This is a genomic window from Formosa sp. A9 (assembly GCF_051200825.1).
GTDB lineage: Bacteria > Bacteroidota > Bacteroidia > Flavobacteriales > Flavobacteriaceae > Formosa.
Genome location: NZ_CP195158.1, coordinates 416,646 through 430,348, shown reverse-complemented (window position 1 = coordinate 430,348; position 13,703 = coordinate 416,646). Strand labels below are relative to the sequence as shown.

Sequence of the window (13,703 nt, the reverse complement as noted above, 5' to 3'; positions counted from 1 at the left end):
ATTAAATATTTCCACTTTCCCAAATTTCAGAATACTGAATATCACATTATTACCAATAAAAAAATCACCCTCATAATTCTGAAGGTGATTCCGTTTATTTCTTAAATAAGCATGTCGATTATTCCGAATATCGAAAAACCGGCACCAGTGCTTAACCTACTATATTGATAATTTTTCCAGGTACCACAATTACTTTTTTAGGCGTACGCCCTTGTAATTGAGCTTCGGTTTTTTCGTGAGCCATTACAATTTTTTCGATTTCGTCTTTACCTAAATCCAATGGTAATTCTAGCGTAAAACGTGTTTTTCCGTTGAAAGAAATTGGATACACTTTACTGCTTTCTACCAGATGACTTGCATCAAAAATTGGGAAAGCTGCTTCCGAAATAGATTCTGTATTCCCCAATTGCTGCCACAATTCTTCGGCGATATGCGGTGCATACGGTGAAATTAAAACCAAGAACGGCTCTAATACCGCTTTGCTTACACATTTTTGCGCCGTGAACTCGTTAACCGCAATCATAAAGGTTGAAACCGACGTATTAAAAGAGAAATTCTCGATGTCGTCTTCTACCTTTTTAATGGTTTTATGAAGCGTTTTCAGGTTGTCTTTCGTCGGCTCGGCATCAGTAACATTTACACCATTTTCGCCAACATATAATTTCCACAATTTTTTAAGGAAACCATGTACTCCTGTAATTCCGGCTGTATTCCAAGGTTTGGCTTGCTCTAACGGTCCTAAGAACATTTCGTACAAACGTAAACTGTCGGCACCATAATCTTCACAAATTTGATCTGGATTTACGACGTTGTATTTCGATTTTGACATTTTTTCAACCTCGCGACCTACTTTGTAAACACCATCTTCTAAAATGAATTCAGCATCTTTAAACTCTTCTCTCCAATTTTTAAACGCTTGAATATCCAGTTCATCGGAAGCATTTACAAATGAAACATCGGAATGAATGGCGGAACAATTAGTTTTTTCAATGTTCGGTTCCACTTGAAAACCTTCATTCTCCCATAATAATTTTGCTTTTTCATAAACTGTTTTTACACTTTCGTCATAATTTCCGTTTAATACATTTTCATAACTTTCTTTTGAAACGAAATAATAAGGAACTTTCACTTCATCCAACCTACGGTTTGGTGACATTTTTTTTATTGAAAAAGAGGTTCCTACTCTATAAACAAACGCACTCGTTCCCAAAATCATGCCCTGATTAATCAGTTTTTTAAAAGGCTCTTCGATGTTTACAAAACCGCGGTCTTTTAAAAATTTCACCCAAAAACGAGAATACAACAAGTGTCCGGTTGCGTGCTCGCTACCTCCAATATATAAATCGACATTCTCCCAATATTTTAGAGCTTCCGCGCTTGCAAAGGCTTCTCCGCGATTAGCAGCTTCTTCCATATAACAGAAGAAATACCACGAACTCCCCGCCCAACCTGGCATGGTGTTTAGTTCTAAAGGAAAAACATTAACGTTGTCTATTAAATCATTTGAGACTACTTCCGCCTTGAGGCGGTTCCAAGCCCAAACATCGGCGCGACCTAAAGGCGGCTCACCGGTTTCGGTTGGTAAATATTTTTCAACTTCTGGCAAACGAATTGGCAAATGCTCGGTAGCAATCATTTGTGGTTTGCCATTCACATAATATACAGGGAATGGCTCACCCCAATAACGCTGACGACTAAACACGGCATCGCGCAAACGGTAATTGGTTTTCCCTTCTCCTTGCCCCATGTTTTCTAATTCCGAAATCACCTTTTTGGTTGCTTCTTTATAAGCTAAACCATCTAAAAATCCACTATTAGTGAGTTTGGTATTGCCTTTTTCGGCAAAAGCTTCTTCCGAAATATCGACGCCTTCAAAAATATTCGGGATATCGATGTTGAAATGTTTTGCAAAATCGTAATCACGCTGATCGCCACAAGGCACCGCCATAACTGCTCCTGTTCCGTAACTTGCCAACACGTAATCGCCAATCCAAATCGGGATCGGTTCTTTAGTAAACGGGTGCTCGGCATACGCCCCTGTAAACACCCCCGAAATAGTTTTTACATCGGCCATACGCTCGCGTTCGCTACGCTTGGCCGTTTTTTCGATGTAAGCTTCAACTTCGGCTTTTTGTTCTGCAGTTGTGATTTTTGAAACCAATTCGTGCTCTGGGGCTAAAGTCATGAACGAAACGCCGAAAATGGTATCGGGTCTCGTTGTGAAAACTTCTATGGTTGCTGGTTGTTGGTTGCTGGTTGTTGATGTCTCGACTGCGCTCGACATGACATTAAAAGTCACAGAAGCACCAACCGATTTTCCTATCCAATTACGCTGACTTTCTTTTAAGGAATCAGTCCAATCAATTTCGTTTAAGCCTTGTAATAAGCGCTCGGCATAAGCAGAAATTCGCATGCTCCACTGCGTCATTTTTTTACGCACTACAGGATGGCCACCTCGTTCGGAAACACCATTTACAATCTCGTCGTTGGCTAAAACGGTTCCTAATTCTGGGCACCAGTTTACTTCGGTTTCGGCCAAATAGGTTAAACGGTATTGTAATAAAACATCCTGTTGTTCTTCAACTGGAAATGCATTCCATTGGTCTGCTGTAAAGGTTTCAACAGCATCATCGCACACGGCATTTACCTTAGCATTCCCTTCGGTTTCAAAAATACTAACCAATTCTGAAATGTCTTCGGCTTTATTGGTATCGTTATTAAACCAAGAGTTAAACAACTGAATAAAAATCCACTGCGTCCATTTGTAATACTCCGGATTCGAGGTACGCACTTCGCGCGACCAATCGAACGAAAACCCGATTTTATCTAACTGTCTTCTATACGTAGCAATATTGGTTTCGGTAGTAATAGCAGGATGCTGCCCTGTTTGAATGGCATATTGCTCAGCCGGTAAACCAAAACTATCGTAACCTTGCGGATGTAATACATTAAAGCCTTTATGACGTTTGTAGCGCGCATAAATATCCGACGCGATATAGCCTAGCGGGTGCCCAACATGCAATCCGGCACCAGACGGATACGGAAACATATCCAGCACGTAATATTTAGGTTTTTCAGATTGATTTTTGGCTTGAAACGTTTTGTTTTCGGCCCAATATTGTTGCCATTTGGCCTCTATGTCGTTAAAATTATAGGTCATAATGTTCTATTCCGCTTAATAAAGCCGCAAATTTACGCTTATTATAACAATGTTGAAAGTTTAAACGTTGTTATCCGTAACGAAATAGATTTCTTTTATATTTTTACAAACAAATTCAACCCTTATATGAGCTCATCTTTTGACAAATATCAAAAACGCCGATTAATATCTTCATATTTTTCTGTGGTATTGAGTATTGCTTTAGTCTTATTTTTACTTGGTTTGTTGGGCATGCTTGTGCTGAACACCAAAAAAGTAGCCGACCATTTTAAAGAACAAGTGGTGGTTACCATTTATTTGAAAGATACCGCTAAAGAGGTTGAGATTAATCAGCTTGAAAAAAGCTTGAGTATGGCCGATTATGTAAAATCGACCGAATACGTTTCTAAAGAGCAGGCAGCCGAATTTATGAAGGCCGAAAATGGCGAGGATTTTATGAATTTTCTAGGCTACAACCCCTTACAAAATTCGATAGATGTACACTTAAAAGCCGATTTTGTAACATCGGAACATTTAAAAACCATTTCGGATGAAGCCTTAGCCAAAACCTTTGTAGACGAGGTGCGCTACGATAACGATTTGGTAAATTTAATGAACGACAATGTAAAGCGCATCAGTTTCTGGATCTTGGTAATTAGCGGGGTATTTACCGTTATAGCTGTACTACTTATTAACAGTTCTATCCGACTTTCGGTTTACTCCAAACGGTTTACCATAAAAACCATGCAAATGGTAGGCGCCACCAAACATTTTATTAGAAAACCCTTTGTTTGGAAAAGTGTACGTTTGGGCATTATTGGTGCTATTTTAGCACTAATTGGTATGGCGATTGTATTTTATTACCTCAACAAAACTTTCCCAGATTTACAACTGCTAAACAACCCAATACTTATTGGCGGATTGTTTTTAACCATTTTTATTTTAGGCATTGTAATTACATGGATAAGTACCTTTATTGCCACCCAACGCTTCTTAAATCTAAAAACAGATCAATTATATTATTAATAAAATGAAACTAAAATTATTTGGTATAATATGTCTGATGCTATGCCTTACTAGTTGCAACAAAGACACCAAAAACCTACCCGAGAATTTCGATTTTGGCACAACTGAAAACCACACGTATTCGAATTCGTATTTCGGATTATCGTTTACCTACCCCGAAGATTGGGCGGTACAATCCAAACGCGATATTAAAGCCATAACCGAGGCTGGCGATAAAATTTTAAAAAACGAAACCGATGCCATAAAGGAAGCAGTAAAAGCTTCGCAAATAAACATTGCCTATTTATTTACACTCTTTAGACACCCCATAAAGGAAGCTACTAGATACAATGCCTCTTTAAATGTAATTGCCGAAAACATTAATGGTTTACCCCATGTAAAACGCGGTAGCGATTATCTGTTTCATTCTAAAAACTTATTGGTACAATCGCGCGCTACATACACATTCGACGATAATTTAAGCACGAAAACCATAGACGGCCATACGTTTGATGTTATGCGAGCAACGGCACGTTTGGGATCTTTTGAAGTACAACAAGAGTTCTTTTGTATTATACGTTACGGCTTTAGCCTATCGTTCGTACTATCGTACACCAACGACGAAGAAAAAAGAGCCCTGTACCAAATTATAAACTCTATAACTTTAGATTAATTTTAAGTGCATTTAATCGCTTAATTTTAAATAAAACAGTTAATTTGCAACGTCTTGTAGACTTAACAAAGCACACACCTATGGGAGAACAAAAACGTAAAGACCTTAAAACGGGCGACTTTATATTCGGAAAAAAAAACTATAAATTTATGTTTATAGGCTTAGCCTTTATAGCCATAGGTTTTATTTTAATGTCTGGCGGTGGTAGCGAAGATCCCAATGTTTTTAACCCCGATATTTTTAGTTTTAGAAGAATACGACTTGCTCCAACCTTAGTACTCATAGGGTTTGGCATTCAAATTTATGCGATTCTTTTAAATCCGAATAAAAACTAATGGATACACTCGACGCAATTATTCTTGGCATTATACAAGGACTTACCGAATTTTTACCCGTATCGTCTAGCGGCCATTTAGAGTTAGGAAAAGCAATTCTTGGCGATCATTCAGTACCCGAAGAAAGCTTATTATTTACCGTTGTGCTTCACTTTGCCACAGCTTTAAGCACCATAGTTATTTTCAGAAAAGATATTTTAGACATCGCGAAAGGTGCCTTAAAATTTCAGTGGAACGACGACTTGCAATTTGTTGCCAAAATTGTAATATCGATGATTCCTGCCGTTATTGTAGGATTATTTTTTGAAGAACAATTAGAAGCCTTATTTGGCGGAAACATTCTATTGGTTGGCGCCATGTTAATTGTAACTGGTATTTTACTGTTTTTAGCCGATAAAGCAAAAAACACAGGTAAGCCAGTATCTTTTAGCAATGCATTTGTAATTGGTATTTCGCAAGCCATTGCTATGCTTCCTGGGATTTCAAGATCTGGAGCAACCATTTCGACCTCGGTATTGCTAGGTAATGATAAAACCAAAGCTGCTCGATTTTCGTTTTTAATGGTTGTACCACTAATTTTTGGTAAAATAGCCAAAGATATTTTAGGAGGCGAACTAAGCTTAGAAAGCACAAATATTACTGCACTCTCTGCCGGATTTATTGCTGCTTTTATATGTGGCCTTTTTGCTTGCACCTGGATGATTGCACTTGTTAAAAAAAGCAAACTCTCTTATTTTGCAATATATTGCGCTATAGTTGGGTGTATTGCTATTGCATTCTCTTTAGTAAATTAAAACATGAAAACTCTAGAAGATTATTTAAATGGTCAAGTTATTTTAATTGACAAGCCTTTGCATTGGACCTCCTTTCAGGCTGTAAATAAATTGCGTTGGGAAATTCGCAGGGCTTTTAATATTAAAAAAATTAAAGTAGGTCATGCTGGCACGTTAGACCCATTAGCGACTGGGCTTTTAGTGATTTGTACCGGAAAAATGACAAAGCAAATCGATACGTTCCAGGGGCAGATTAAAGAATACACAGGCACCATTGTTTTAGGAAGCACGACACCTTCGTACGATTTGGAAACCGAAATAAACGAAACCTTTCCTACCGATCACATTACGGAAGAAAAAATCCACGAAACCACTCAGTGTTTTATTGGAGATATCGAACAATATCCACCAGTATTTTCAGCCATAAAAAAAGAAGGTAAACGCCTTTACGAATTTGCCAGAGCAGGAGAACAGGTAGAAATAAAGCCTAGAAAAATACATATTTCTGAATTCGAAATCACAGCTATTAATGCTATGGAATTAAAGTTTAGGGTGGTATGCAGTAAAGGAACCTACATCAGGTCCTTAGCACACGATTTCGGCAAGGCTTTACAATCTGGCGCACATTTATCTGAACTACGCCGCACAAAAATAGGAGACTTTAATGTTTCAAATGCATTAACACCAGAACAGTTTATAAATACCTTAAACAACTAAACTATTAGAATTTGCGTATATTAGTGTATTGTATATCCCAAAATCTACAGTCTTTTGAAGTTTATAGACAAACATAAAGCAGCATTAATAACCGCCTTAATAGCCGGCAGTGTTCTTCTTTTGGTATTTAATATGCACCTAACCAGAAAAGCTGCACAAATGGCCGAAACATATTACGAGCTTAACCCGGAACAAAACACTCCAAAAGAACAATTACTAAAGGAACTTACGCAACAGCAGCAGGCTAAAGCCGAGACCAATAAAGCTTTTAACGAGACACAAAATACAAAACGTTTTGCCCAAGCCTACAACCCTATAACGCCACCCAAAGCTTTCGAGCATTCTAAAAACACAGAAACAGAAACGGTAAACGAGTTAACCGAAGCCACAGAAACCACCGAAACAAACAGCGAGGGTTCTAGTTTAAATTCCGATGAGCTATCGTCTTTTAACAGCGTAAACAGTATTTTAAAGGCAAGATCGCCTAAAAAGCAAAGTAATGCATCAAACGGGAATAACACCAGTAACAAAATTGCCATGAATGCTTCGGCAAACAAAAACAGCAGCATGCATTATTCGTTAGTAGATCGCACACATCAGTATTTACCAACACCCATTTATTTATGCGAAGCTAGTGGTAAAGTAGTTGTAAACATTACTGTAAATGCTGCGGGAGACGTTACCGACACCTACATTAACAGCTCTTCCACTACAGACAACGCCTGTTTAATAGACAGCGCTTTAGAATATGCTAAAAAAGCCCGATTTAACGCCAAAGCCTCTAAACCTTCACAAATCGGATCTATCACCTTTTATTTTGAAGGTAAACACTAAACTTTTAACAGTGCTAACAAATCGCCTACAGTACTTTGGCCTTTATCTAAATTATACCAAGTTTGTAATTGCTCTTTAAAAGCTGGAGTTATCACCTTATATTCTGCCTTAAAATCGTTTACCAATTGTGTTGCAATACTTGGTCGCGGACCAAAAGTATTTACTACGTCGCCCGTATTATTATCTATCATAATAAGTTTTGGAATAGACTTTCCGCCGTTGGTTAAGAATTGATTCATTAAGGCATCGTTTTCATCGCGCAAAACAATTTTCAAATCGATATTTGCATTCAAATCTGCCACCTTATTAATTACAGGCAAAATATGGGCGGCATCGCCACACCAGCTCTCGGCAATAACTAACCAAGTAACACTTCCTTTAAAATTTTTAATGCGCGTTTGATCGTCTTCAGAAATTTTAAGCGTTTTATCCCAACGCTTCATACGGCTTTCGTTTAATTTAGTATAAGCAATTAGGGCTTCAGATTGTTCTACACCAGTGGTTCCGTCTGTGGTCGCTAATGTTTTTACCAAATCTCTAAACGCAGTATAAGACATTGCGTTATTTAATCCATCATTAACGATATTATCATTAACCGTACGTTGTAATATTTCCATGAGAATCTTTATTTTTAACACTACAAAATTAAAGCTATTACCTTTGTTTTTGGGTAACAGTTGTTACATTAGTAGGAGTTTTATTAAAACCTTTCATTATGATGGAAAAACACAGATGCGGTTGGTGCGTTGGAGACGATTTATATGAAGCTTATCACGATTTAGAATGGGGCGTTCCTGTTAAAGATGACGCTACACTTTTTGAGTTTTTAATATTGGAAACATTCCAGGCTGGATTAAGTTGGATTACCGTGTTACGAAAACGAGAAAATTTTAGAAATGCGTTTGATGGTTTTGATTATAACACCATAGCCAATTATACGGCTTCGAAACTAGAAGAACTCGCACAAGATACAGGCATCATCCGAAATAAATTAAAAATAAAAGCTACGGTTAGTAATGCCCAAGCCTTTATAAAAGTACAGGAAGAGTTTGGAAGTTTTAGTAATTACATTTGGGGATTTGTTGATGGCAAACCAATTAAAAACCAACTGTCGTACTATAAAGACGCCCCAGCAAACACCCCTTTGAGTGATGCCATCAGTAAAGATTTAAAAAAACGTGGATTTAAATTTGTAGGCTCTACCGTTATTTACGCCCACATGCAAGCCACTGGTATGATAAACGACCACGAAGTGCAATGTTTTAGATACAACGAAGTTTAGTTCTCACTACAGATAGCGTAAAAAATGTTCTCTAGGAATTTCTATTGCTCCCAGGCTCTCTAGGTGTGGTGTATAAACTTGGCAATCTATTAGTTTATAATCGGAATTTTGAATAAAAGTGATAAACCCAGCCTTACTAGCATTACTCACTTTAGTAAACATACTCTCGCCACAAAACACACCATTACCTAAATCCACACCATAAAGTCCGCCCACAAGTGTTTTATCTTGCCACACCTCTACAGACTTAGCGAACCCCATTTCATGAAGTGCAATATAAGCATCGGTCATTTTTTTGGTAATCCAAGTGCCTTCCTGCCCGGGACGACTTATTTTAGAACAAGCGCTAATTACCGCCGAAAAATCGGCATTAACAGTTACTGTTAAATTACAATTTCTTAAAAACTGACGCATGCTTTTTGAAACTTTTAAATCTCCCGGATAAAGTACAAACCTAGGATCTGGCGACCACCATAGAATAGCATTATCGTCTTCAAACCAAGGAAAAATGCCACGTTTATACGCAAAAAGTAATCGCTCAGGAGACAAATCGCCGCCCACTGCCAAAAGCCCTTCTTTAGTGGCTTCCCGGATATCTGGAAATTCTATTTTTTCTTTTAAAAACTTCATTACCCAAATTTAAGAAAACAATCTAAAATAAATAAACCCCAATATCGAAAGATATTGAGGTTCATCACACTTTGAATTAGTCATAATTTACCTTCGACTAGAAAGGTAAGTCGTCGTGCTCGTCTTGATTTAAGCTAGAAGCAGGCTCGAATGCATCGGCTGGCGGCACTGGTGGCACATTACCAGAAGCACCATCTTGTACAGCTTCGATTCTCCAACCCTGAATAGAGTTAAAATACTTGGTCTCGCCTTGTGGATTTACCCACTCTCTTCCTCTTAAATTAATACTCACTTTTACGTTTTGTCCTACACTATAGTTGTTCAATAAATCTGTTTTATCTTGAACAAACTCTACTAATATATGTTGCGGATACTGCTCTTCTGTTGTAACTACTACTTCTCTTTTTCTAAACCCATTACTACCAAAAGTTTGGGTCTCACCTACCATTTTAATTCTTCCTTGTACTTCCATTTAATTTATTTTTCTATTCTATTATAAAACGTTCGATATTGTAATAATGTTTTAAGATAATAAAATTTTCCAAGCGCTATCTACATCGCCGTAACTTAAAAAATTTTGCGCTAAGATATGTTTTCCTCTTAAAGTATTTACATTTTTAATACTCGGGTAACGCTCTGCTCTATCTTTTACAAAAGCCGCTACCTCTTCTGTCGTAGGCAATGCTTCAACATTACCAAGCATACCTAAATCGTTGCCCGTAAGCACCATGCTATTTTTTACATCGTCTGGTAAAGCATCTACCCCAATACCCATTGTAGACAATGGCTTTGGTATTTCAAAAAAACCTGTTTTAGCTCTGCTATAATAACTACCACCAGCACGTGCTACAACGTCTAATTTATCTTGATCAATAGTACTATCTGCATTTAAAACTTCTTTGGAAATGTGTAATTTAACCACTTCACAAATCACTAAATTTCCTGCACCACCTTGATCGCCTAATGCTATAATTTGATTAACCTTACACTCTAACTGCACAGGCGATTCGCCTACACGGTAGGGTTTTACAACATCCGACGGCAACATAGTTAAACCCGATTTCTCGAACTCGTTTACTCCCTCTGGATATTCCGTACTGCTTAACGACATTTGCTGTACCAAATCGTAATTAACAATATTAATTACAACTTCTTTAGTATACTGCACATTAACCAAGGTATGTTTAACCGTATTATTTTTTACGCGTCTGGCTGGCGAAAATACTAAAATTGGCGGATTGGCACTAAAGACATTAAAAAAACTAAATGGCGATAAGTTAGGACGTCCTTCGGCATCTACCGTACTCGCAAACGCAATGGGCCTTGGCGCAACAGCGCTTAGCAAGTAACTATGTAATTTTGCAGTTGAAAGTTCCTTCGGTTCGAATGAAATCATATAGCCTTTTAGAATTTCAGCAAATGTAAACAATCTATGCTTGAACAAAAAATGATTTGAACACTTGATATCACAATATTATTAACAGATTTGCATTATATTACCATTAAAAATAAATTAAATGCTTTTTACAAAACATAAGGGACTCATTCGTTGGATTATTATCGGTATCTCTTTTACTATCATTATTTTAATTTTATGGAATACTTTCATGTTTTTTCAAAGCTTCAAAGCCGAAGAACGTATAAAAATGCAAATTTGGTCGGCAGCACAACGCGATCTGATTAAAAGTACCAATTTAGATGGCGATATTGGCGAGCTACCTCTTCAAATTTTACAAAGTAACACAACCACCCCAATGATTATGGTGGATTTAAACGGCAATATAGAGCACAATAATTTAGACGAAAAAAAAGCGCAAAACTCTGCTTACGTAAAAGATCTTATCTTAGAATTCGAAAAAGAAAATCAGCCAATAGAAATTATTTACGAAGGAAAAGTTCTCGACACGCTCTACTACGGCAATTCGCCATTACTAAACAAACTTAAGTATTACCCCATTGCATTTATTTTAATTATTGTGCTTTTTGCAGGGCTGGTATATGTATTTTACCGAAGCACAAAAATTGCTACACAAAATAAATTGTGGTCTGGTATGGCCAAAGAAACCGCTCACCAAATTGGTACACCATTATCGTCTTTAATTGGTTGGACGGAACTACTTAAAATAGAAGATGTAAACCCAGATTATATTACAGAAATTGAAAAAGATATAAATAGACTACAAACCATTACTGAACGCTTTAGCAAAATAGGATCGGTACCAACGCTTGAAGCAACAGACTTGGTACAAGAAACCATAGAATCTTACGATTATTTAAAATCGCGTTCGTCCAAACTAATAAACTTTAATATCGATGTTCCAGATACTAAAATCCCTATTCAATTAAACCCGCAACTGTATAGCTGGACCATAGAAAATTTAGTAAAAAACGCTATTGATGCGATGAAAGGCAAAGGAGAATTGTCTATAAAAATTATCCCGAGCACAAACGATGTTAAAATTACAGTTTCCGACACTGGCAAAGGCCTTCATAAAAACCAATTTACACGTATTTTCGAGCCCGGATTTACCACCAAAAAACGTGGCTGGGGCTTAGGCCTTTCGTTAGCCAAACGTATTATTGAAGATTTTCACGACGGAAAAATAAAAGTATTACAATCGGAAATTGGCAAAGGCACTACCATGCAAATTACCCTTAAAAGAACACTTTAGTAAACTATAAATGTGCTTTTATGGCATTTACAACATCTTGAAAATCGGCATCGGTCAAGCTTGTTTTATGCAAAAACCGTGCGTCTTCCATAGTGTGTAACGGAATTAAATGTACGTGGGCATGTGGCACTTCTAAACCGATTACGGTTAAGCCTACACGCTTACAAGGAATGGCTTTTTCTATAGCTTTTGCAACCTGTCTAGAAAACTTTAACAGCCCTAAATATTGTGCTTCATCCAAATCGAATAACTTATCTACTTCCTGTTTAGGAATACATAGCGTATGTCCTTTGGTGTTTGGATTGATATCTAAAAACGCCAAAAACTCTTCGGTTTCTGCAATTTTATACGCTGGCAATTCACCAGAAATAATTTTACTAAAAATAGAAGCCATAATTAAACTATTTTATGTGATGTATGCATCACCTTATTATACTAATCGCTCTCGATTCAAGACTAAAACGAATTGATTCCTATGAATTTTTTGTTGCAAAACACATAGGAACCCTGCTTATGATTATTGATTTTATCGAGAAATTTCTATAATATCAAATTTCATCACGCCATTAGGCACCTGAATTTCGGCAACATCGCCAACAGATTTCCCTAACAATCCTTTACCAATTGGTGAATTTACAGATATTTTACCCGATTTTAAATCGGCTTCACCGTCGGCCACCAAAGTGTACATCATTTCCATACCATTGGTTTGGTTTTTGATTTTAACTTTAGACAGCACCAAAATTTTAGAGGTGTCTAATTGAGATTCGTCAATTACACGGGCATTTGCCAAAACCTCTTCTAATTTCGAAATTTTCATCTCTAACATCCCTTGGGCTTCCTTAGCCGCATCGTACTCGGCATTTTCACTCAAATCGCCTTTATCTCTAGCTTCTGCAATAGCCTGCGAGGCACGCGGACGTTCTATATCTTTTAATTGTTTTAGTTCGTCTCTTAATTTTTTTAATCCTTCTGCAGTGTAATAAGATACTTTACTCATAACTTCATCGTTTTAATTTAAAAAAATATGTTTCATAAACATGGTGCCTATGAAACAAAAAAAATCCCGCTTAACGAGATTGTAACACAAATATACAAAATATTTATAGCAAACTGCTTTTTGTTGTAAATTGCAAACCGAAAATATAACTATGAAAAAAACGCTTTTACTTGCTTTAATCGCCTTGGTTTTTGCAAATTGCAGCTCGGACGACGATGCATTAAACAATCCATATCTTCCCGATTACGCTTTTAATACGGGTAATTTAATTAACACCAATTTACCACAATACAACAGCCTTAAATTCCCTGGAAACTACATTACCCTAAACAATCCGTATGGGATAAACGGGGTTGTATTATACTACATTGGCGGCACCAATTACACAGCTTTTGAATTGAGCGACCCCAACCACGCATTAACCAATTGCTCGCACCTTACAGTTAATGGTATTATTGCCAGTTGTAGTTGCGACGACGGCAATACTTATAACATTATAAACGGCAACCCCGAAAGTGGCACTATTGGCGGGTACGCCTTAAAACCGTATTATGTAGAAGTTAACGGCTCTATTATTAGGGTTTATAACAATTAAAAAAACAGCGATTTCGATTATCGATATAATCTTCAAATCGCTGTTTTT

16 protein-coding genes are annotated in these 13,703 nt (G+C 37.1%); 9 read left to right on the top strand and 7 right to left on the bottom strand.

The genetic code is table 11. From position 1 onward, the window contains the following. Window positions 1-151 precede the first annotated feature (151 nt). A complete protein-coding gene (locus tag ACR9EA_RS01750) occupies window positions 152-3,160 on the bottom strand; it encodes a leucine--tRNA ligase (protein ID WP_435136633.1) in 3,009 nt (1,002 codons plus the stop codon). A 126-nt stretch (window positions 3,161-3,286) separates the two neighbouring features. On the opposite strand from ACR9EA_RS01750, the gene ACR9EA_RS01745 reads away from it, so the two are divergent. The 6 genes from ACR9EA_RS01745 to ACR9EA_RS01720 all read left to right on the top strand — a co-directional run bounded on the left by ACR9EA_RS01745 (window position 3,287) and on the right by ACR9EA_RS01720 (window position 7,476). Continuing rightward, window positions 3,287-4,165 (top strand): cell division protein FtsX, encoded by an 879-nt coding sequence (locus ACR9EA_RS01745; RefSeq protein WP_435136630.1) that lies wholly within the window; start codon window positions 3,287-3,289, stop codon window positions 4,163-4,165. Window positions 4,166-4,169: 4 nt separating this feature from the next. Next, on the top strand, window positions 4,170-4,817 hold the full coding sequence (locus ACR9EA_RS01740; RefSeq protein WP_435136627.1) for a hypothetical protein: 648 nt from the start codon (window positions 4,170-4,172) through the stop codon (window positions 4,815-4,817). 80 nt (window positions 4,818-4,897) lie between these two features. After that, window positions 4,898-5,152, top strand: coding sequence for a DUF3098 domain-containing protein (locus ACR9EA_RS01735; RefSeq protein WP_435139934.1), 255 nt, complete (start codon window positions 4,898-4,900; stop codon window positions 5,150-5,152). After that, on the top strand, window positions 5,152-5,946 hold the full coding sequence (locus ACR9EA_RS01730) for an undecaprenyl-diphosphate phosphatase (protein ID WP_435136624.1): 795 nt from the start codon (window positions 5,152-5,154) through the stop codon (window positions 5,944-5,946). The genes ACR9EA_RS01735 and ACR9EA_RS01730 overlap by 1 nt, the downstream gene beginning before the upstream one ends. A 3-nt stretch (window positions 5,947-5,949) precedes the next feature. Continuing rightward, entirely contained in the window at window positions 5,950-6,642 is a 693-nt protein-coding gene (gene truB / locus ACR9EA_RS01725; RefSeq protein ID WP_435136621.1) for a tRNA pseudouridine(55) synthase TruB, read from the top strand. Between the two features lie 54 nt (window positions 6,643-6,696). After that, complete coding sequence (locus ACR9EA_RS01720) at window positions 6,697-7,476, top strand: energy transducer TonB family protein (RefSeq protein ID WP_435136618.1); 780 nt, start codon at window positions 6,697-6,699, stop codon at window positions 7,474-7,476. On the opposite strand, the gene ACR9EA_RS01715 is transcribed toward ACR9EA_RS01720, so the two are convergent. Beyond that, window positions 7,473-8,093, bottom strand: a complete 621-nt coding sequence (locus ACR9EA_RS01715; RefSeq protein ID WP_435136616.1) for a thioredoxin family protein — start codon at window positions 8,091-8,093, stop codon at window positions 7,473-7,475. The two genes, ACR9EA_RS01720 and ACR9EA_RS01715, sit on opposite strands and share 4 nt — an antisense overlap. Window positions 8,094-8,194: 101 nt before the next feature. On the opposite strand from ACR9EA_RS01715, the gene ACR9EA_RS01710 reads away from it, so the two are divergent. Continuing rightward, window positions 8,195-8,758: a DNA-3-methyladenine glycosylase I gene (locus ACR9EA_RS01710; protein ID WP_435139931.1), complete on the top strand. Its 564-nt coding sequence runs from the start codon at window positions 8,195-8,197 to the stop codon at window positions 8,756-8,758. A gap of 6 nt (window positions 8,759-8,764) precedes the next feature. Here the strand turns inward: ACR9EA_RS01710 and aat are convergent, their stop codons facing one another. The 3 genes from aat to ACR9EA_RS01695 form a co-directional block, all read right to left on the bottom strand. Continuing rightward, complete coding sequence (gene aat, locus ACR9EA_RS01705; RefSeq protein WP_435136613.1) at window positions 8,765-9,388, bottom strand: leucyl/phenylalanyl-tRNA--protein transferase; 624 nt, start codon at window positions 9,386-9,388, stop codon at window positions 8,765-8,767. Between the two features lie 97 nt (window positions 9,389-9,485). After that, window positions 9,486-9,860 carry a DUF3127 domain-containing protein gene (locus ACR9EA_RS01700; RefSeq protein WP_435136610.1) on the bottom strand — a complete coding sequence of 125 codons (375 nt, stop codon included), beginning with the start codon at window positions 9,858-9,860 and terminating at the stop codon, window positions 9,486-9,488. Window positions 9,861-9,911: 51 nt separating this feature from the next. Further along, a complete protein-coding gene (locus tag ACR9EA_RS01695) occupies window positions 9,912-10,784 on the bottom strand; it encodes a flavin reductase family protein (RefSeq protein ID WP_435136608.1) in 873 nt (290 codons plus the stop codon). Window positions 10,785-10,905: 121 nt separating this feature from the next. Here ACR9EA_RS01695 and ACR9EA_RS01690 point away from each other — a divergent pair, with 121 nt between their 5' ends. Further along, complete coding sequence (locus ACR9EA_RS01690; protein WP_435136605.1) at window positions 10,906-12,060, top strand: sensor histidine kinase; 1,155 nt, start codon at window positions 10,906-10,908, stop codon at window positions 12,058-12,060. Between the two features lie 4 nt (window positions 12,061-12,064). Here the strand turns inward: ACR9EA_RS01690 and ACR9EA_RS01685 are convergent, their stop codons facing one another. Further along, window positions 12,065-12,454 (bottom strand): HIT family protein, encoded by a 390-nt coding sequence (locus tag ACR9EA_RS01685; RefSeq protein WP_435136602.1) that lies wholly within the window; start codon window positions 12,452-12,454, stop codon window positions 12,065-12,067. Window positions 12,455-12,586: 132 nt separating this feature from the next. Further along, on the bottom strand, window positions 12,587-13,060 hold the full coding sequence (gene greA / locus ACR9EA_RS01680; protein WP_435136599.1) for a transcription elongation factor GreA: 474 nt from the start codon (window positions 13,058-13,060) through the stop codon (window positions 12,587-12,589). Between the two features lie 151 nt (window positions 13,061-13,211). On the opposite strand from greA, the gene ACR9EA_RS01675 reads away from it, so the two are divergent. Further along, window positions 13,212-13,655 (top strand): hypothetical protein, encoded by a 444-nt coding sequence (locus ACR9EA_RS01675; RefSeq protein WP_435136597.1) that lies wholly within the window; start codon window positions 13,212-13,214, stop codon window positions 13,653-13,655. The last annotated feature ends 48 nt before the right edge of the window (window positions 13,656-13,703 follow it).

What these genes read in the sequence shown, in the direction of transcription:
- ACR9EA_RS01750 (WP_435136633.1), bottom strand. Translation starts at nt 3,160, where the DNA reads ATGACCTATAATTTTAACGACATAGAGGCCAAATGGCAACAATATTGG.
- ACR9EA_RS01745 (WP_435136630.1), top strand. Translation starts at nt 3,287, where the DNA reads ATGAGCTCATCTTTTGACAAATATCAAAAACGCCGATTAATATCTTCA.
- ACR9EA_RS01740 (WP_435136627.1), top strand. Translation starts at nt 4,170, where the DNA reads ATGAAACTAAAATTATTTGGTATAATATGTCTGATGCTATGCCTTACT.
- ACR9EA_RS01735 (WP_435139934.1), top strand. Translation starts at nt 4,898, where the DNA reads ATGGGAGAACAAAAACGTAAAGACCTTAAAACGGGCGACTTTATATTC.
- ACR9EA_RS01730 (WP_435136624.1), top strand. Translation starts at nt 5,152, where the DNA reads ATGGATACACTCGACGCAATTATTCTTGGCATTATACAAGGACTTACC.
- truB (WP_435136621.1), top strand. Translation starts at nt 5,950, where the DNA reads ATGAAAACTCTAGAAGATTATTTAAATGGTCAAGTTATTTTAATTGAC.
- ACR9EA_RS01715 (WP_435136616.1), bottom strand. Translation starts at nt 8,093, where the DNA reads ATGGAAATATTACAACGTACGGTTAATGATAATATCGTTAATGATGGA.
- ACR9EA_RS01710 (WP_435139931.1), top strand. Translation starts at nt 8,195, where the DNA reads ATGGAAAAACACAGATGCGGTTGGTGCGTTGGAGACGATTTATATGAA.
- aat (WP_435136613.1), bottom strand. Translation starts at nt 9,388, where the DNA reads ATGAAGTTTTTAAAAGAAAAAATAGAATTTCCAGATATCCGGGAAGCC.
- ACR9EA_RS01700 (WP_435136610.1), bottom strand. Translation starts at nt 9,860, where the DNA reads ATGGAAGTACAAGGAAGAATTAAAATGGTAGGTGAGACCCAAACTTTT.
- ACR9EA_RS01695 (WP_435136608.1), bottom strand. Translation starts at nt 10,784, where the DNA reads ATGATTTCATTCGAACCGAAGGAACTTTCAACTGCAAAATTACATAGT.
- ACR9EA_RS01690 (WP_435136605.1), top strand. Translation starts at nt 10,906, where the DNA reads ATGCTTTTTACAAAACATAAGGGACTCATTCGTTGGATTATTATCGGT.
- ACR9EA_RS01685 (WP_435136602.1), bottom strand. Translation starts at nt 12,454, where the DNA reads ATGGCTTCTATTTTTAGTAAAATTATTTCTGGTGAATTGCCAGCGTAT.
- greA (WP_435136599.1), bottom strand. Translation starts at nt 13,060, where the DNA reads ATGAGTAAAGTATCTTATTACACTGCAGAAGGATTAAAAAAATTAAGA.
- ACR9EA_RS01675 (WP_435136597.1), top strand. Translation starts at nt 13,212, where the DNA reads ATGAAAAAAACGCTTTTACTTGCTTTAATCGCCTTGGTTTTTGCAAAT.